18 protein-coding genes are annotated in these 19986 nt (G+C 39.9%); 8 read left to right on the forward strand and 10 right to left on the reverse strand.

All coding sequences use genetic code 11. The features are described from left to right. Positions 1–84: 84 nt before the first annotated feature. Entirely contained in the window at positions 85–1755 is a 1671-nt protein-coding gene (argS, locus tag CEY16_RS10555) for an arginine--tRNA ligase (RefSeq protein WP_101331980.1), read from the reverse strand. Next, positions 1756–2193, reverse strand: a complete 438-nt coding sequence (locus CEY16_RS10560; protein ID WP_101331981.1) for a YwiB family protein — start codon at positions 2191–2193, stop codon at positions 1756–1758. Between the two features lie 276 nt (positions 2194–2469). Here CEY16_RS10560 and CEY16_RS10565 point away from each other — a divergent pair, with 276 nt between their 5' ends. The 7 genes from CEY16_RS10565 to CEY16_RS10595 all read left to right on the forward strand — a co-directional run bounded on the left by CEY16_RS10565 (position 2470) and on the right by CEY16_RS10595 (position 11083). Beyond that, positions 2470–4419, forward strand: coding sequence for a transglycosylase domain-containing protein (locus CEY16_RS10565; protein ID WP_101331983.1), 1950 nt, complete (start codon positions 2470–2472; stop codon positions 4417–4419). Between the two features lie 367 nt (positions 4420–4786). Then, on the forward strand, positions 4787–5728 hold the full coding sequence (nikB, locus tag CEY16_RS10570; RefSeq protein WP_101331985.1) for a nickel ABC transporter permease: 942 nt from the start codon (positions 4787–4789) through the stop codon (positions 5726–5728). 18 nt (positions 5729–5746) lie between these two features. Next, a complete protein-coding gene (locus CEY16_RS10575) occupies positions 5747–6643 on the forward strand; it encodes an ABC transporter permease (protein WP_101331986.1) in 897 nt (298 codons plus the stop codon). Positions 6644–6660: 17 nt separating this feature from the next. Next, on the forward strand, positions 6661–8238 hold the full coding sequence (locus CEY16_RS10580) for a glutathione ABC transporter substrate-binding protein (protein WP_101331988.1): 1578 nt from the start codon (positions 6661–6663) through the stop codon (positions 8236–8238). A gap of 11 nt (positions 8239–8249) precedes the next feature. Continuing rightward, on the forward strand, positions 8250–9257 hold the full coding sequence (locus tag CEY16_RS10585) for an ABC transporter ATP-binding protein (RefSeq protein ID WP_101331990.1): 1008 nt from the start codon (positions 8250–8252) through the stop codon (positions 9255–9257). Next, positions 9223–10200, forward strand: a complete 978-nt coding sequence (locus CEY16_RS10590) for an ABC transporter ATP-binding protein (RefSeq protein ID WP_101331992.1) — start codon at positions 9223–9225, stop codon at positions 10198–10200. Before CEY16_RS10585 ends, CEY16_RS10590 begins: the two co-directional genes overlap by 35 nt. A 10-nt stretch (positions 10201–10210) precedes the next feature. Then, complete coding sequence (locus tag CEY16_RS10595) at positions 10211–11083, forward strand: DUF1028 domain-containing protein (RefSeq protein WP_101331993.1); 873 nt, start codon at positions 10211–10213, stop codon at positions 11081–11083. A gap of 346 nt (positions 11084–11429) precedes the next feature. Here the strand turns inward: CEY16_RS10595 and CEY16_RS10600 are convergent, their stop codons facing one another. The 5 genes from CEY16_RS10600 to CEY16_RS15515 form a co-directional block, all read right to left on the reverse strand. After that, the gene (locus CEY16_RS10600; RefSeq protein WP_101331995.1) at positions 11430–11969 is read right to left on the reverse strand and encodes a YwhD family protein; all 540 of its coding nucleotides are present in this window, start codon (positions 11967–11969) and stop codon (positions 11430–11432) included. Between the two features lie 209 nt (positions 11970–12178). Next, positions 12179–12547: a DUF423 domain-containing protein gene (locus CEY16_RS10605; RefSeq protein WP_101331997.1), complete on the reverse strand. Its 369-nt coding sequence runs from the start codon at positions 12545–12547 to the stop codon at positions 12179–12181. Between the two features lie 23 nt (positions 12548–12570). After that, complete coding sequence (locus CEY16_RS10610; RefSeq protein ID WP_101331999.1) at positions 12571–12879, reverse strand: YwdI family protein; 309 nt, start codon at positions 12877–12879, stop codon at positions 12571–12573. A 69-nt stretch (positions 12880–12948) separates the two neighbouring features. After that, entirely contained in the window at positions 12949–14328 is a 1380-nt protein-coding gene (locus CEY16_RS10615; RefSeq protein ID WP_101332001.1) for a sodium-dependent transporter, read from the reverse strand. Positions 14329–14569: 241 nt separating this feature from the next. Beyond that, positions 14570–14701, reverse strand: coding sequence for a hypothetical protein (locus CEY16_RS15515; RefSeq protein ID WP_274379940.1), 132 nt, complete (start codon positions 14699–14701; stop codon positions 14570–14572). Between the two features lie 258 nt (positions 14702–14959). On the opposite strand from CEY16_RS15515, the gene CEY16_RS10620 reads away from it, so the two are divergent. After that, positions 14960–16315: a YjiH family protein gene (locus tag CEY16_RS10620; protein WP_101332002.1), complete on the forward strand. Its 1356-nt coding sequence runs from the start codon at positions 14960–14962 to the stop codon at positions 16313–16315. 49 nt (positions 16316–16364) lie between these two features. Here the strand turns inward: CEY16_RS10620 and CEY16_RS10625 are convergent, their stop codons facing one another. The 3 genes from CEY16_RS10625 to CEY16_RS10635 all read right to left on the reverse strand — a co-directional run bounded on the left by CEY16_RS10625 (position 16365) and on the right by CEY16_RS10635 (position 19875). Then, positions 16365–17600 (reverse strand): helix-turn-helix domain-containing protein, encoded by a 1236-nt coding sequence (locus CEY16_RS10625; RefSeq protein ID WP_101332004.1) that lies wholly within the window; start codon positions 17598–17600, stop codon positions 16365–16367. Positions 17601–17727: 127 nt separating this feature from the next. Next, entirely contained in the window at positions 17728–18963 is a 1236-nt protein-coding gene (locus CEY16_RS10630; protein WP_101332005.1) for an aminopeptidase, read from the reverse strand. A gap of 108 nt (positions 18964–19071) precedes the next feature. After that, on the reverse strand, positions 19072–19875 hold the full coding sequence (locus CEY16_RS10635; protein ID WP_101332007.1) for a TerC family protein: 804 nt from the start codon (positions 19873–19875) through the stop codon (positions 19072–19074). Positions 19876–19986: the final 111 nt, after the last annotated feature.

Here is a 19986-nt window from a genome sequence, read left to right on the forward strand (position 1 = left end):
AACCGATTACTCTGTAGGTGAGCATGATTATGAAGATACAAAACCCTGCCGTTTGATAACGGCAGGGTTTATTATTTTTATCTATTACATTTTTTCTGGAGCGTGTACACCGATTAATTTCAATGCATCAGCAATTACTTCACGAACAGCTTTCATCAAGGCAATTCTTGATTTAGTCAATTCTGGCTGTTCTAAATCAATGACCTTCACCGCATTATAGAAGCTGTGTAATTCAGCTGCTAATTCGAACACATACTGAGGGACCCGATGCGGCATCTTCTTGCTCGCCGCTTCAGCAATTACTTGAGGGTAATCACCTAAACGTTTCAGCAAGTCATTTTCCTTTTCAGAACCAAGTAAGCTTAGATCAGGCGTACCATCTATATTCACGCCTTTCTCTTCTGCTTGGCGTAACATACTGCAAATGCGCGCATGTGCATACTGTACATAATATACTGGATTATCATTTGATTGAGATTTAGCCAAATCCATATCGAAATCCAAGTGAGAGTCGTTTGAACGCATGATGAAGAAGTAACGAGTAGCATCTAATCCTACTTCATCAATTAATTCATTCATCGTTACCGCGTTCCCTGTACGTTTACTCATCTTCACTTTTTCACCGTTTTCGAATAAGTTGACCATCTGAGCAATTTTAATTTCTAAAATCCCTTTTGGATAGCCAAGCGCTTGAATCGCAGCTTGCATACGATTCACATAGCCGTGATGGTCCGCTCCCCACACATTGATCAACTGGTTGAAACCGCGCTGAATCTTATTCTCGTGATAGGCTATATCAGGAGTCAAATACGTATAAGTGCCATCGTTCTTTACTAATACGCGATCTTTATCGTCGCCGAATTCAGTCGATTTAAACCAAGTCGCACCTTCAGCTTCATAAACGTAGCCGTTCTCACGAAGCTTTTCAACTGCCTTGGATACCAAATCCTGATTGTATAATGATGTCTCTGAAAACCACGAGTCGAATGGTACTCGATAATTGATCAAATCTTGCTCGATTCGATCCAACAAGTATTTTAATCCAAACTCTCTGAATTTACTTAAACGATCTTCACGCTCAAGACCCGCTAGATAATCTCCTTGCTCTTGGACAAGCTCTTTTACCAACTCAATGATATCCTTGCCTTGATACCCATCTTCAGGCATTTCAACATCTTTGCCTAATTCCTGAAAATAACGAGCTTCCATGGACGCCGCTAGATTATCAATCTGATTTCCTGCATCGTTAATGTAGTATTCACGTTCCACCTCGTAACCTGCTTTTTCCATCACATTAGCAAGAGCATCGCCGAAAGCTGCGCCACGAGCATGACCCAAGTGCAACGTTCCCGTAGGGTTTGCAGATACGAATTCTATTTGGACTCTTTTTTGATCGCCCACGTTCGTTTGTCCATAAGCTTCTCTTTCATTCAAAATCGTTGTGACGACCTTCGTTAAATAAGATTTGTCTAGAAAGAAATTAATGAATCCTGGACCAGCGATTTCGACTTGCTTGACCGACCCTTTATCTTTATCAAGATGATCGACAAGTTCCTCAGCGATTTGACGAGGTGCTTTTTTAGCGATTCTTGCCAGTTGCATCGCCATGTTTGTTGCATAATCACCGTGATTTTTATCTTTGGGGGTTTCCAAAACGACTTCTGGCAGTTCTTCCCTAGTTGCCAAACCCGCTTCTAATACCGCTTCTTCAATTGCTGTTTTGAGTTGCTCTTCTATTTGCCCAACGACATTCACCTATACGTCCTCCTCTTCAAACTCGACCGCCAGAGTATAATTTCTCGGCTCTTCTTCATTCATTATTACGTCGTATACTATGAATAGCTTGCCCATTTTATTATCAATACTCTTATGGAACTCCATTCGATATGTTTCTGTTTCCATACGGAAGCTTCCATACGGATGATAGTAAACACTTTCCGTATGTTTACCAATGCGAAAAATCTGTTGCATTTTAATCGCACCTTCCCGCTTTAAAGTAATCTTTGAATCTTGGATGATCAGGGTAGTTGATACATCGCCGATCTCCTCAATGTGTTCCTCATACTTCAACACATGGAAACCTTCTTTATGAACGTATTGACCGTTTTCTTTTCTTGTAATAGTTTCTTCCCCGTTTTCATCCTTGATCTCTGTTTTGATCTGGATGCTTACATCAATCATTTGATCTTGCAAAATGATCGTCCTCTCTTTTAGACATATTCGATAAACGACTTCAAATATGCCATAAAATCTTAAGATGAATTTCTCCTAGTTGACCCCTGATAGGGACGATGTCTCTCTATCTCGTTCTATGTATTTAATAACTTTTTCTCTATAGACTACTAAAAAATAAGAATAAGTCTATTATAGCGAATTTCACGCCGTAAGAGAAGTATTTTATTGATGTTTAATTCTTTCTCTCAACTCCCATACTAAGTAATATCAAGGGTTGTTTTAGGAGAGACTGATATGATTAAAAAAATACTTACTTTGATTACAGCTTTTGTGGCATTTTCACTTACATTTGCTGTGGTTATAATCATTTACTCAGTATTACAAGGGCCACCGATTTATGATATTGAGGAAAACACTGTCATATACGACCAAAACGGTGAGATCATATCTATCGAACGAGGGATAGAAAACCGGTTCTGGTTAGAACTCGATGAGATTTCTCCACATGTTATCGATGCATTTATTGCAGCAGAGGACCAACACTTCTATGACCACTTCGGTTTCGATTTCAAAAGGATCGGTGGGGCGATATATCATAATATTCTCTCCATGAATAAAGGTCAAGGAGCAAGCACAATTACCCAACAATACGCGAGAAACATTTTTCTTACTCACACCAAATCATGGGAAAGAAAAATCAATGAAGCTTTGATCGCACTTCGTTTAGAGATTTTCCAATCTAAAAATGAAATTCTTGAAGGTTATATAAACACCATATACTTCGGTCATGGACAATACGGAATCGAGGCTGCCAGCCAGTATTATTTTGATAAAGAGTCTTCAGAACTTGAGTTAGAAGAAGCTGCACTTCTCGCAGGAATCCCGAAAGGTCCATCCGTTTATTCTCCGATTCAATCAGAAACCAATGCTCTTGATCGACAGTCTTGGATTTTAAAAAGGATGCATGAAACTGGTAAAATCACAAAGTCCCAATATAATGATGCAGTCGCATCGGATGTGAATGTGATTACAACCGCTTCTGTTGATGATCGTTCGTCCGGACAATATTTCACAGATTATGTGTTGAACCAAGCTTCAGAGCTGCTTGATATCGACCGGGATCAGTTAGAAGGAGAAGGATATCATATTTATACAACGATGCAACCCGAGGCTCAAAAAGAGCTAGAATCCACTGTTCTCGAGACGATACCTGAAGGAGAACTACAGATTGGCGCAATCACAATCGATCATCATTCGGGTAAAATCGTGGCCCTGCAAGGTGGAAAAGATTTTGACAAAAGCCCATACAACCGGGTGATTCAATCAAAGCGTATGACAGGGTCTACTTTCAAGCCATTTTTGTACTACGCAGCGCTTGTATATGGATATACACCTTCAACCACCCTTGAAAGCCGACCGACTTCTTTTACCTTAGACAATGGAAAAGAATATACACCAGCAAATTTTAATAATCATTACGCTGAACATCCGATCACTTTAGCTCAGGCAGTTGCTCTGTCAGATAATATTTACGCAGTTAAAACGAATATGTTCGTACAACCGGAAAATCTCATTGAAGCAGCACGAACCTTCGGAATTGAAAGCGATCTTCCAGCAGTACCTTCACTCGCTCTAGGTCCAGCTTCCATCTCTCCCTATGAGATGGCACGTGCTTATAGCATCTTAGGTAATGAAGGATGGTCGGTGGAGCCATATGCCCTTGAAAAAATCGTCGATCGCAATGGTAATGTAATATACCAACACAGTCCAGAACCGCCAGAGAGATTACTCGAAGAAAATTACGCTTTCGTGTTAACACATTTACTAACAGGGATGTTCGACACACGTCTCAACGGTTATATGCAAGTAACAGGTGCAACCGTGGCTAATCAGCTCTCAAGACCCTATGCAGGTAAATCAGGGAGCACACCAAGCGATAGCTGGATGATTGGTTATAGCCCTGAGTACACGACTGCAGTATGGACAGGGTTCGATGACAATACAGAAATCAAACGCACCCAAGACCAACGTGTAGCTAAAAATGTTTGGGCAACCTATATGGAAAAATTACACGCCGACCTTCCAATCGAACCATTCCGAGTCCCAACTGGGGTCCAAGGTGTCAAAGTCGATCCAATAACCGGCCTTCTCGAAGGGCCTGCCTGCGAAGACCGAACCAAGATTATGTATTACCTTAAGGGAACAGAACCGACTAAGACCTGTAGTGAACCCAGTTCTTCATAAATTAACATCTGCCTATGTAGCTTATAAAGTTGCATAGGCTTTTTTGATGTTCATTCCTCCTAAAATTTATTACAAAATGAAACTATAATTGGAAAAATATACGTTAATTTGAAAATAAATAATTAAAATCTCAGTTATATTGATGTGTTTATTATCATTTCCCCTTGCATAATGACGAAATAACACCCTAATCTTGGCATTTTATTTTCAATATGAATATATTTTTGCTATAAAATTTACAAAATGTAATTTTAATTTATTTTTTATTTATATTTAGGTATTAATTTATTGATTTTTTAATTTTTTTGTTTATAATTAATATCATATTCATTTTTCAGAATAAATAGAATTGAAAGGAAGTTTCCTTATGGCAGGATTAATTATTCGACGATTCGTTCAGATGTTCTTTTTATTGATTGGAATCTCAATCATCGTATTTTTCAGCATGCACTTGGCACCCGGAGATCCTGCCAGAATAATTGGTGGTCCTACCGCTACGGATTCAGATATCCAAGCCATTCGAGAAAATTTAGGGCTTAATCAATCGTTACTTATTCAATATTGGAACTACATAAGCGGAGTTTTCCAAGGCGACCTTGGATATTCATACCAATCAGGCCAATCAGTTAATGAGGCAATCGTAACTCGTTTTCCAAATACATTGAATTTAGCAATCGCTAGTATCATTGTCGCAATCGTTGTCGGTGTTACAGCTGGTATAATCTCAGCCTTAAAACAAAATTCCTGGTTAGACGTCTTCACGACAACAGGTGCTTTAGCAGGAATATCCATCCCTAACTTTTGGCTAGGAACATTGTTGATCCTGTTATTCGCTGTCAATTTACAGTGGCTCCCAGCTGGTGGTCTTAGTGCTCCACTATGGACAATTGAAGGAGCTAAGCAGTTAATCTTACCGGCTATAACTCTCGGCACTGGCGCGGCAGCATTAATTGCTAGAATGACTCGATCATCTATGTTAGAAGTTGTTCGGTCCGACTTCGTTCGAACCGCTCGTGCAAAAGGGGTCCACGAACGCGTGATCATCATGGTTCATTGTATGAGAAACGCAATGATCCCTGTCATAACTGTAATTGGAATGAATTTCGGTTTTCTATTAGGTGGCACCATCATCGTTGAGCAAGTTTTCGCAATTAATGGTGTAGGTCGGTTGATGATTGACTCCATTGCCGACCGTGATTTCCCTATGGTCCAGGGGGCCGTATTATTAGTCGCGAGCTTGTTTGTGGTAGTCAACCTAATGGTTGATATCATTTATATTTTTATTGATCCAAGAATTAGTATTGATTAATCGAAAGGGGGGGAGACCATGGTGTCAGAAATCACTTCAAAATCTGTAAATCTAAATGAATTAGAGAAAGAAAGCTATACAAAGAACATTGCAAAGCGATTGGTTAAAAACAAGCTGGCCGTAATCGGTTTAATCATCATTTCCATCCAAATTTTATTAGCAGTTTTTGCCGAGTTCATTACATTTTACGATCCAGATTCACAAGATTTAACAAGCAGGGAGCTGCCAGTAGGTTCTGAAGGTCACTGGCTAGGAACAGATAATCTTGGACGAGATATGTGGAGTCGAATTGTTTACGGAGCGAGAATCTCAATTCTAGTGGGGATTGGCGCAGTCGGTCTCGGTCTAGTCGGAGGAGTCCTTCTAGGAATGGCAGCGGGTTATTACCGCCGGCTCGATAACTTGGTCATGAGAATCATGGACCTCCTCTTCGCATTTCCAGGTATTCTCTTAGCAATGCTTGTTATTGCAATACTTGGCACAAGTCTAGTAAATGTGGTCATCGCTATCAGTATTTGGTCCATTCCCGTCTGCGCCAGAATTGTCAGAGGTAGCGTTTTATCAGCCAAAAAGGAAGAATATGTACTCGCCCAACGATCACTTGGTTCTAGTAATCTTCGGATTATGTTTAAGCACATTTTGCCGAATATTACAGCACCGATCATTGTATTTGCCACGATGAGAATGGCAACTGCAATCCTATCGACATCTGCATTAAGTTTCCTAGGCTTAGGAGCTCAGCCTCCTACTCCAGAATGGGGTGCGATGATCGCAGCAGGACAAGATTACATGTGGACCTCACCTCACATGACGATTATTCCGGGGATTGCAATTATGTTAGTCGTATTCGCTTTTAACGTCGTGGGCGATGGATTAAGGGATGCATTAGATCCAAATATGGATCTAAATAATTAATATAGGGGGAAAAAAGAATGAAGAAACTCATATTTATGTTGGTATTGTTGTTAGGACTTCTCTTGGCAGCATGTAGTGGTGATTCAGGAGATTCAGAAGAATCAAGTGATGAAGGTTCTACAGATACTTCAAGTGAATCATCAGAGGAAGCCTCAAGCGATGAAGACACCGCCGTTACTTATGCATCAACTTCAGATGCTGTTGGGCTATCGCCAATTTTGACAAACGATAGCGTATCTTCACGAGTCATTGAGCAAATGTACGAAACATTATTCACAAGAAACTTAGAATCAGGTGACATCGAACCTCGTTTAGCTGAATCATATGAAACCCCAGATGACAAGACTTGGGTGATTTCGTTAAAAGAAGATATTCAATTCCATGACGGCACACCCTTTAATGCAGAGGCTGTCAAATATACATTCGATACATTTTTAGATCCAGAGACTGCGGCACCAAGAGCTTCATTACTCGAACCAATTGAAAGTGTTGAAGTACAAGATGAATACACTGTCGTGATCAACACGACTGAGCCATATGGTGCAATGCTTGCAGCACTCTCCCATTCGAATGCTTCGATTGTGAGTCCAGAAGCCAATGAAGGACAGAACTTAAACGAGGAACCTGTTGGAACAGGTCCTTACAAATTTGTCGAGTGGGCTAAAGGTGATCAGATAGTGTTAGAGAAAAATGAGGACTACTGGCAAGGTGAACCAGAAATTGATCAAGCGACATTTAAAGTTGTCCCTTCTGTTTCTACTGCAATTTCTATGATGGAAACTGGTGAAGTAGACTTTATAGATGGAGTAACGGCAGAACATTTAACTAGATTAGAGTCTAATGATTCAATTGAAGTCGTTACGAAAGAAGGAACACCCGTCTATTACTTTGGCTTTAACCACGAAAAAGAACCAATGAACGAATTCGACTTCAGAAAAGCACTCTCTCATGCCATTGACCGGGACGCATATGTGGAAACATTAGATGGACTAGGAGTTCGCTCAAACAGTATTATTGGACCGAAAGTATTTGGCTACGACGAAAGTGCAGAAGAGTTAGGGTTTAACTACGATCCAGAACAAGCTCAACAAATTATAGAAGAAAATGGCTACGATGAAATCGAATTAAATTTACTTGTTGCAAATCGCGACTTATTCCTGAACATGTCAGAAATTGTACAAGCACAACTCTCTGAAGTAGGACTGAACGTCAATATTGAAATGATCGAGTGGGGTACTTTCTTAGATATGACCGCTGAAGGTGATTTTGACCTTACTTTCTTAAGCTGGTCCAATACAACCGCAGACGGTAGCGAGCTACTCTATCCAAATCTTCACACAGATAACATCGGTTCATCCAACCGCATGCAATATTCTAATGAAGAGGTTGATGAGTTAGTTGAAGCTTCAAGAACGACTACAGACCAGAATGAACGAGCTGAGTACTTACAACAAGCAAACGAAATTGTTGTAGAAGATGTCGCGTGGGCTCCCATGCATCACGGTGTCGTAGCAGCCGGAGTTCATGAATCAATTGAAGGCTTTGAAATGGATCCAACAGGAAGATGGGAACTCTATCAGTTCTCTAAAAACTAGGAGTGTTTTCAATGTCGCAAAAGTTATTGCAAGTAAATAACCTGACCACTTCATTTCGGACAGCAGACGGATTACTTCCCGCTGTCCGGGATGTTTCTTTTCATGTTAATAAAGGAGAAACACTTTGTATCGTTGGTGAATCAGGTTGCGGAAAAAGCATTACTTCCCTTTCAATGATGCAATTACTTCCGAATAATGGTGAGATTTCTCAAGGGGAAATTCTATTTAATGGTCAAGACTTAACAAAATTATCGCAAGTGGAAATGCGTCAAATCCGAGGGAACGACATCTCAATGATCTTCCAAGAACCAATGACAGCGCTTAATCCAGTTTTCAATGTCGGATTTCAGCTGCGGGAACCTCTTCGTATACATAAAAAAATGTCTAAGAAGCAGGCCCATAACCAAGGAATAAAGCTTTTGAACCAAGTCGGCATTCCTTCTCCTGAGAAACGTATGCACCAATACCCTCACGAGCTGAGTGGCGGAATGAGGCAACGCGTGATGATAGCCATTGCACTTGCGTGTTCACCACAACTATTAATTGCGGATGAACCTACTACAGCACTTGACGTGACGATTCAATCACAAATCCTCGATCTAATTGACGACTTGAAGAAAGAGTTCAATATGGGTGTGGTATTAATCACCCATGATATGGGTGTTGTAGCAGAAGTCGCGGATCGGGTCATGGTCATGTACGCAGGAGAAAAAATAGAAGAGGCGGATGCTTATAGCATTTTTAATCATCCACAACATCCTTACACAAAAGGTTTGTTAAAGTCCGTCCCTAACGTCGATGATAAAGAACACAACTTAGAGCCTATCCCAGGGCAACTGCCAAGTTTAAAAGATCGATCAGATGCCTGTCCGTTTGTCGACCGCTGTGAATTCGCGATGGAGAAATGTGCGATACACTCTCCGCCGACATTTAACCCAGGAGTTGATCATTCCGTACGTTGCTGGCTACAGGAGGAAGATGAATATGAGCGAAACAACTCAGCCAATATTGAAACTTGAACAACTGAATAAGCACTTCCCCATTCGCGGCGGAATTCTTAAGCGTGTTCAAAACCATGTTTATGCAGTAAATGATATTTCAATTGAAGTCGAAACCGGGGACTCAGTCGGCATCGTCGGCGAATCAGGATGTGGTAAGTCCACTTTAGGTAGAACGATCCTAGGACTTGAAGAAGCTACCAAAGGAAAAGTTTATTTTAAGAATCACGATATCACCAATATCAAAGAAAAAAGCTTCAAAAAGTTTAAGAAAGACATGCAAATGATTTTCCAAGACCCATTTGCATCACTTGATCCGCGGCAAAGAATTGGCGATACATTAGAGGAACCATTCGTCATTCATACGGATCTATCAAAGAAGGAACGTCAAGAGCGTGTAGTTGGTCTTTTAAATGAAGTTGGTTTAAACGCCTCTCATTATTACAATTACCCTCACCAGTTTAGCGGTGGGCAACGTCAAAGAATCGGGATTGCTAGAGCAATTGCGCTTAATCCGGAATTGATTGTATGCGATGAGGCTGTCTCCGCACTAGACGTGTCTGTACAAGCCCAAGTCTTGAAGTTACTTCAAACCATTCAGGATAAGTACGAATTAACGTACCTATTTATCTCTCATGATTTAGGTGTAGTCAGACATTTTTGCAACAAAATTCTAGTAATGTATCTCGGGCACATGGTGGAATGGGCTCCAATTGACGAATTGTATGAAAACCCTACCCATCCTTATACAGAAGCACTCTTGAATGCGATTCCTCGTCCAATACCTGGTCGTAAACAGGAAAAAATCAAACTTACAGGTGATTTACCAAGTCCTTCAGACCCACCGAAAGGATGCCCATTCCACACTCGTTGCCCAATCGCAACGGAAGTCTGTAGTGAGCAGAAACCAGAGTGGGTAGAAATCAGTCCCGATCATTTTGTAGCCTGCCATCACCGTACTTAGGAGGAAGATTATGAGCGAATATTCGAAAGACATTGTCTCGACCTTTTCTATCGTAGGTTTCGACCCCGAAACAAACGAACTAGGAATAGCTGTCCAATCTAAGTTTTTAGCAGTAGGTGCAGTTGTACCTTGGGCAAAAGCTGGCGTTGGAGCCGTGGCGACACAATCAATGGCAAACACTTCTTACGGCCCAAGAGGTCTAGAATTGTTGGAAAAAGGATACTCTGCAGAGGAAGCATTAGATCAATTAATTAAAGAGGATGAAAATCCTTCCATGCGTCAAGTCGGAATTGTTGATTCAAATGGAAATAGTGCAACATACACCGGGCCCGATTGTTATTCTTGGGCCGGTGGACAATCAGAACCTCATGTGGCTGCACAAGGGAATATACTTGTTAATAAAGAAACTGTTACATCGATGAAGGAAACCTTTCAGTCCCAAAAATCTCTTCCGCTTGCTGAGCGTTTATTAAATGCTCTTGAGGCCGGTAATAAGGCTGGTGGTGATAGCAGAGGAATGCAATCAGCTGCCTTGCTCATTGTAAAAGAACAAGGCGGTTACGGTGGCTTCAACGATCGAGCCGTTGACTTAAGAGTTGACGATCACAAAAGCCCAATACAAGAGTTAATGAGGGTTTATCAACTACAACAACTCTATTTTGGTCAAACTGATCCAAATGATGTCGTAGAGATAAATCCTTCGTTACAGGCACAACTCACTGACAAGTTAGTCGAGAACGCATTTTTAGAAAATGCGAACCGCACAGATGATAACGCATTTTACAAAGCACTCCGTGACTATATTCATTCGGAGAATTTCGAAGAGCGCGAGCAAGATTACGGAAAAATCGATCAAAAAATAGTCGATTACATGTTGAAATAAATAAATTTATGTTATCCCCTTAACATATACCGTCTCTTACCCCAAATGAGAGACAAGAAGGCCTCAGCTTAAGCTGAGGCCTTTCCTTTTCACCCATTCACATTTCATTATTACCTTTGATCACACCTGTTGCTATCCTTTGTAGTGTTACAACACCATTCATGACAATATAAACCGGGGAAATACATTCTTATAAAATATAAACGGGGTTGACCGATAGAAGAAGATCAGCCAACCCCGTTTATGTGTCCTAATAAACATGATAACCCCATGTTTGACTCCATTTTACAAAGGATTTTCAAAAAGTACAATTGAAACGTGAAATGTTCACAATTCATTCATAAATTTAGGCTAAGATTCCCTTAAGCACCAAGCGGGAGTTAGCCCAATATTCTTCATTGAAATCCATCAGAAAATCACGCAGTAGCTTTTTTGAATGATCATCCATATGTTCCAGAACATAGCGACCTTTCAGTGATTTATCCATATGGTTCACGTGTTCAGCTAAAATTTTGTATCCTCTACGAGCTTCCCGGTCCACTAAAAGTTCACTCGCGGCAGCTCCATAATAATGAGGTCCACCATCCCCTCGTTCAACTGTGACCCACACAATCCAATATGGCTTTCCATTTGGAACATCCTCTTTATTCGTAGAGAAGCGGATTCGTTTTTCCACTGCACTTCTAGCATGCATTGCCGCCATATCAACCCATACCTTGTCTTCATTAGGGTCTACAATCAACGGAGACATATTTTCAAGGCTGATCGTTCCGACACCATAACCACCATGGCCGTCCGTTGAGTCATCTTTCATTATCGTGAACTGGTTACTCTTCTTTTCACCATTATTTTCATTATTGTTATTCATTTGATCGAATGATTTCATGCTTATACCTCCCTTTACGACTACTCATTCTTTATTTTGCCACATAACCCATGAATGATAAAGTAATCTATTTATGTACTTAAAAAATAAACTCTATGCGATTAGTAGGTGTCGTTGAAAATGAAATAGGTTTGGTTAAATCAGAAATAGGTTCAGTTAATTAATCAAAAACTGACGCTCTCCTGTTAGAAAGCGTCAGCTAATGTCTATTATACGATTTTCGTTACTGCGTACCCAAGGATGATCCAACCAATCAAGAAAGCCAAGCCTCCCACAGGGGTAATCATCGCGAGCGCTTTGATTCCAGTAACAGAGTAGATATATAAACTTCCGGAAAACAGTACAATTCCGATTAAAAATACCCAACCTGCTGTTGAAAAGCTTGATATTTCACTTCTCATGAGTAGTACTGCTGCAATGAAGATGGCCATCGTATGGAACATCTGATATTGCACAGCCTTCTCCCATGTCTGAAGCATCTTTTCGCTTAAGCGGCTTTCTAGTCCATGGGCACCAAATGCTCCTAGTGCCACAGCAATAAATCCGTTAATAGCTCCAATTAATAATAAGATTTTCATTTCAAGAACGCTCCTTCAAGCGGTTAAAAATCAAAAATTGACTCCCCATTCGCATCCTGCTCATCCAATCGGTTCTGGGATTTTGAAGGCTTTTTGAGTCCCATTGCCCTTGCTTCCATGTCAGAAACTTCACTTTCTGTTTCAGCCTTTTCAGGAGCATAGTTTTCAACTGGTTTAGAGGAGAAACCATCTCCTTTAGATGACAGAACAACATCAGCAAGTGATTGGATCGCATACATTTTCGAATGGATGTCTTTTTCTGAAGTATGATCGTCAATATCATTTAATTCCCGCTTCATTTTTTCAATAATGGTTTGATAGGAAATAGACATTCTTTTCCCTCCGCTTTTCATCGATCGTTCTCATTATAACATCCATTATTGGAACGTTCAGATCTGAAACTACATTGTCAGTAAAAGTTCAATCAAATAATCAATTATTCCTAACTGGAACAAGAAAATCACAATCATTAATACTGGTATCACAAATTTGACTAAGAAATACCATACTGAAGTCAAGCCCTGACTCTCGATTTCGCTGAATCTAGCTGCTCGTTTCTTCGGTAAATACCAACCAACGAATAGCGCGATGAGCAATCCACCTAACGGGAGCATGATATTAGCCGTAATATAGTCGATGGAATCAAGGATGCCGTTATCACCTATTGGCGTGACACCACTCCATATACCGAAACCAAGTGAAGATGCAATACCTAATATGAAGATAAATACTCCACACACTAGGGTAGCTACTTTCCTGGACCAACCTAATGTTCTATTGAAAAATGCGACCGGTAATTCTAATAATGACAAAGCTGATGATAATGCGGCCATTGTAAGTAATATGAAGAATACAATTCCAACCACATTACCCAAAGGCATACTTTCGAAAATCGTCGGAAGTGTAATGAACACTAATGGAGGTCCACTTGCAGGATCAACACCGAAGCTGAACACTGCTGGGAAAATCATTAGTCCTGCAATCACCGCAAAAAGAGTATCCATTAAACCAATACCGACAGTCGCGGCCGGTAGGCGGTCTTTTTCTTTGAGGTAACTACTATAAGTTAACATTCCACAAATCCCTATACTTAGAGAGAAGAATGCTTGGCCTAATGCCATAATATACACTTGTGGGTTAGATAGCTGCCCCCAGTCAGGTGTGAATAGGAACTTGACCCCTTGCATAGCATTATCGAGCGTCAACCCATAAACCGCCATTATTATCATCAATAGCGCGAGGGCAGGCATCAAGAAGTTGTTCGCTTTCTCAATTCCACCTTTAATTCCGCGCATGACGATAAAAATGGTGACACCTAAAAACAATGCTTGCCAGAAAAGCGGAGCATATGAGTTGGAGATCCACGCACCAAACGCAGCTCCAAATCCACCATCCGGTTCGTTCCAATAAGCGCCTGTTATATATTTATATAGATAGAATAATGACCAACCAGACACGACACTATAGAAACTTAGAATCAAGATGCCACCAATGACACCCATTAATCCAGTCAAATACCATTTCGTTTTTGGGGCTAATTTCCTGAATGACCCCACTGCATCCAATTGTCCCGCTTTACCAATACTGAACTCCGCCAAAAGTAAGGGAATTCCGATCAATAAGACAAAAAATAGATAAACGAGTAGGAATGTTGCTCCACCGTTCTCCCCGGCAACATAAGAAAATCTCCAAATGTTACCTAGTCCCACTGCTGAACCCATGGCAGCCAGCATGAAACCTAGTCTTGTTCTCCATTGATCTGAACCTTGTAAATCGTTCATCTCTTTTCACCTCGATCACATTTTAATAAATAACTCTGTTAAAGTATTAATGAATAAAAAATGCCACCGCCTAGCCATGACGAGTAGCTACTTTTTTTATTGTTTCGCATACTATAACACATGGAAAGGTTTTCACCAAAGGATGAATTTAATTTTTTTCACAGAAAAATTCTCCAAATATAATAGAAGGTATTTCAGGAAAATAAAAACACTGCCTTCATAAGCAGTGCCCCCGTCTGTTCTATCTACTTTTACCTTCTTTTTCGCTTTTATGCTTCTTTGTCATCCAACTGATAAATTCAATTTCTTCCTCTTTAAGATCCCTTTTTAACTCTTTTTCAAATTTGCCCTTTAAGCTATTTAATTCATACATAAAAAATTACTGCCTCCCCACAACCATTAAATAAAATGGCGAACCATCAATAAATCATATGAATTCTAACGACAAATATTCAATCAATTACTATTATACTATAAATTTCTACAAATGTTTAGAAGTTTTTTAAAAATTCTAACATTTTTCTGAAATACTATTGTAGTATACGATTACGTACGTTCATATAGTTTCAAATTGTCGTATATTAATTAGTATGTAATAATAAAATAAACAAATTTGATGGGAGGCTTAAAGATGAATGACTCACATAGTTTCACGAATCATTTGAAATTTATCATCTTATCCTTAGTCGGTATTTTATTATTCATGACACCGATTTCTTACAACGGGGAGACGAGTATCCCTGTCGCTATTTTGGCAGATGAATTATTGATTCTCCTTGGACCCACTGCAGTTTTACTGGTGGTACTACTCATTTCGATCGCTGCAATCATTTCATTATTCACTTTCATATACGACAAAATGAACCCAGGAAAACTCGATAGAGATTCCTTTTTCGGATCGCTATTTTTAGTTGGACCTGTTTGGCTTTCCGTGCGTTTACTTGGAATGATTTTCGTTCTACTCACATATTTCGAGATTGGTTGGGAAGGAATCTATTCAGGCGCAACCGGTGGGATGATACTTGGGGACTTATTAAGCTTTTTGATTGCTGTGTTCCTTTTCGCCGGTCTTTTACTACCATTACTATTAAATTACGGTTTACTTGAATTCATCGGCGCATTACTTACAAAAATTATGCGCCCAATATTCACACTTCCCGGCCGTTCAACTGTCGACAATTTAGCTTCATGGCTAGGTGACGGTACGATCGGTGTTCTTTTAACAAGCCGACAATACGAAGACGGCTATTATACGAAAAGAGAAGCTGCCGTTATCGGAACGACATTTTCTGTCGTTTCTATCACATTCACGATCGCAGTTGTGCAACAAGTCGAACTCATGCACCTATTTTTACCTTTATACGGAACGATATTTGCAGCTGGATTAGTAGCAGCTGTCATTATGCCGCGCATACCACCTTTATCAAAAATTAAAGATACCTATTATGATGAAAATCAGCAACCGTTGAATGAAGATATTCCTAGCCAGCATAATCCACTAAGTTGGGGGTATAAACAAGCTGTCAATCGAGCAAGTAAGTCGCCTGGATTATTAGGTTACTCTAAAGAGGCAGTCAAAAACGTCTTAGACATGTGGATTGGAGTATTACCAGTAGTTATGGCAATTGGTACGCTCGGGGTGATAGTAGCTGATACGACCCCCATTTTCACTTGGATCGGGCTACCCTTCATTCCAATTCTAGAATTGTTACAAGTTCCTGATGCTGCAGCAGCTGCGGAAACGATCTTGGTCGGATTCACGGACATGTTCTTGCCAGCACTGATTATTGGAACAGAGGTCAGTGAAATGACTCGCTTCATCGTTGCAGCATTAAGTGTTGTCCAATTGATCTATTTATCTGAAGTCGGTGGAGTTCTATTAGCATCCAAAGTACCAATCAACTTTACAAAACTAGTATTCATTTTCCTATTGCGTACCCTTATAACATTGCCAATCATCATCTTGATTGCTCATATTATTTTTTAAGATAGAAAAAGAAGTCCACTCGCCAATCAGACGGGTGAACTTCTTCTTTTTATACCATGAAGTCTTCCGTAGCCTTCATCAGGTACTCAGCAGACTTCTTATATCGATTCAATTCAAAGAGAACTTGGCCGATGAGATAATAATAATGCTTCAGTTCGGCTTCCTCTCCATTCTGTTCAAAAAATGGGATGGCCGTTTTACTCAAGTATGCTACTAAGTCCTCTTTTCTCTTATTCAATCGAAGGTCTAGCACGTTGAACTTAATATTATATCTTTTATTCGAGTAAACTCTAGCAATGTCAAACCCTTCCTGAATCTCTTTCTTTGCTGCTTCCATTTGGTCCCTTCTAAAATAGATAAACGATAAAAGGTACTTAGCGTTCAGGAAATCATTAGGACTAACTTGTAATTCAAGAGCTTTTCTAAAACATGCTTCGGCTTGATCATATTCGTATTTCTGAAAATGTATATACCCAATATGATGCTGTATACTAGCTCTGGTATTTGGAAAGACATGTTCAGCGTCGAGATTTTCCACTCGATTAAAATAAGCTTCTGCTGAACTAAAATCACCAACTAGACAGTAGTTGTTTCCTAATACGATCTGGCAATCAATGATTCTAGTATAGTACAGTTTCTCCTGAAATATTTTAAACGCTCGTTGGGCATATTTGTTCGAAATTAGGATCTCATTCAGTCGACTATAAACTGTGGCCATCACTAAATAAAGCTCAGGATCGATTTCATCCCCTAACTCTTGTTCTGCAATCCTTAAGTGCTCAATAGCATTAGAATACATACCTTTTCTTCTGTAGTAGATTCCGATGAATTTGTGGTAGCTATATGGGTAGAATTCTTTTAATATTACTTTCTTACTTTCTACCTCATCAATGAAGTCCTCTACTTCTTTCATACGATCAGTCACCAAATAATGCCCAAATAAGCATATGAGGTACAGGAAATATACATCAACATGGAGCTGTTCAGGTCTTAGATCTTTAACTTCGGTAAATATATCTTCAGACGGAGGTACATCGTATTCGTGGAGGTAGTCCAGCCATTTTTCAAGCTGAGACTTCAACTGCCAATCTACTTCACCTACAATGGTTTCTCGATCAAATTCCAACTTGGAACAAATGTGAGTCAATTGATCGTCACTGATGGAGGCATTATCATTTTCCAGCTTACTTACTTGAGCCACTGAACAAACCCCTTGGGCTAACTTTTCTTGTGTGAATCCCAGTTGGTTTCTACGCCATTTTATCGTTTTTCCGATCAAAGACATTTTTTCACCTCATAGTTCAATGAGAAAACTCGGCTTATTACCCAGCCCTAATGCGTTTACTCATACTTGATTACTTTAACAGAGATAATAATGCTTAACTGAGCAAAGTCAGCACTTTACTCAGGTACTAATTGATAGCCCAATCGCCATTTTCAATGATTGCTTCTTTATTACCTTCTTTAGTCACACCATAAACTTTCAAGTCGGCTGAACCGATCATGAAGTCTTCGTGAATAAGACTAGTATTAATACCATTTTCCTTTAATTCATCTTTGCTCATCTTTTCACCGTTTTTCACATTCGTCGGATAAGCTTCTCCCAAAGCTAAATGGCATGATGCATTTTCATCATACAACGTATTGAAAAAGATCAATCCTGATTGCGAAATTGGTGATGAATGCGGAACTAGTGCGACTTCACCTAGTCGAACCGCTCCTTCATCTGCTTCAAGCAAATGTTTTAAGGTATCATAGCCAGTTTCAGCCTCATAAGAAACCACTTTACCATTCTCGAATTTCAACTCAAAACCATCAATCAAGTTGCCATTATAGTTCAATGGCTTCGTGTTCTTTACCGTTCCATTGACCCCATCACGGTGAGGAGCTGTAAACACTTCTTCTGTCGGCATATTCGGATTGAATTCAGCACCTGTCTCAGCTTTTGCTCCTCCACCAGCCCATATATGGCCTTCAGGAAGTTCAATTCTTAGCTGGGCATTCTCTGATTCATATTCTAATGCTTCGTACTGTTTATTGTTTAAATAGTCTCTGATGGTATATAGTGTTTGATTATGTTGTTTCCAAGCTTCAATCGGATCATCTTGATCAACTCTTACAATTTTGAAGATTTGGTCCCACAGTTCTGATACCCCTTCTTCAGTATCTTTATCAGGGAATATTTTCTTCGCCCATTTATCCGTTGGCACGGACACGATTGACCACTGTACACGGTCGTTCATCATATAACTTCTGAATTCACTTAAAGCTTCTCCAGATGCTTTTGATGCCTTAGCAATCTTTTCAGCGTCGATTCCCTCTAATAAATCTGGGTTTGGCGCATAAATGGATAATACACCTCCACCATTCTTCACATGGTCAACTTGTCTTTTGACTACCCAATCAGGTACATTTTCAAGAACGGACATCGGTTCACGTTCATAACGCATACGAGTTAACACTTCATCTGTCCAATTAACATATACGTTTTCCGCACCTTCATCATAAGCTGCTTCTACCACGTGATGCACGAAATCTCTTGCTTCGATCGGAGCATTGATATATAGTGCTTGACCTTTTTGAATACCTACTCCCATTTCTACTGTTAGTTTTGCATACTTGTTCAGTTGCTCTTTAGTTGGTTTCATTGTTCCACTCCTTGAAAAATTTTCATCCGAATACATTATTTCATACTCTGTTGCTTTTAAAAAGCATTCTCAGCGCTTTTCTGTTAATTTTATAGTTCTTTTGTTGCATTATTTTTCTAATTTCTCAATCGTTTCTTCATGATCTTCTGCTGGTTGTTTAGGTGAAGTGAACCAACCGATCAATGCGATAGCCACTAGCACAATATAGAAAGTGAGTTTCCATCCTGCAGAGTGAGCGAAATCGTATGGAATCACTCCGATATCCTCATGAGACAACGTAATAACGAGTAACTTGACCCCTACCCAACCTACTATGACGAAGGCGGCCATTTCCAAGCCTGGACGTTGCTTCAGTAACTTCACAAAAACAGTAGCTGCAAAACGCATAATGATTACACCAATCAAACCACCAAAGAAGACGACTAGGAATTTACCCCCATCCATCCCACCGATCATTGGAAGTGGCGTTTCAGGTAATGCCATTGCTAGTGCAACTGCAGCTAAGATTGAATCTACTGCGAAAGCAATATCAGCAAATTCGACTTTCAATACAGTCATCCAAAAGCTAGAACCTTTCGTTTTAATCCCTGACTTTTCTTTCACACCTTCTTGCTCTTCACGTTTCACCACAAACTTCCTGAAAATATGGTTAATAGCAATAAATAGTAAGTAAATCGCCCCTAGTGCTTGTACCTGCCATACATCTACCAGGAAGGAGATGATAAATAACGAACCTAGTCGTAATACGAAAGCACCTGCTAAACCATAAAACAATGCTCTTTTACGTTGTTCTTCAGGTAAATGTTTTACCATGATTGCAAGGACTAACGCGTTGTCTGCCGCAAGAATCCCCTCTAACCCGATTAATACGATCAGAACCCATCCGTATTCAAGTAATAAGCCTACATCCATTTACTTTCTCTCCTTATTTGCATGAGTTATTAAATGATGCCAAATATTCTAGACCAAAAAATAACGGCCCTTACCAGACAGCTGGTAAAGGCCACATAAAAAGACCTTTAC

The sequence above is a fragment of the Halalkalibacillus sediminis genome, assembly GCF_002844535.1.
In the GTDB taxonomy this organism is placed as follows: Bacteria; Bacillota; Bacilli; order Bacillales; family Alkalibacillaceae; genus Halalkalibacillus_A; species Halalkalibacillus_A sediminis.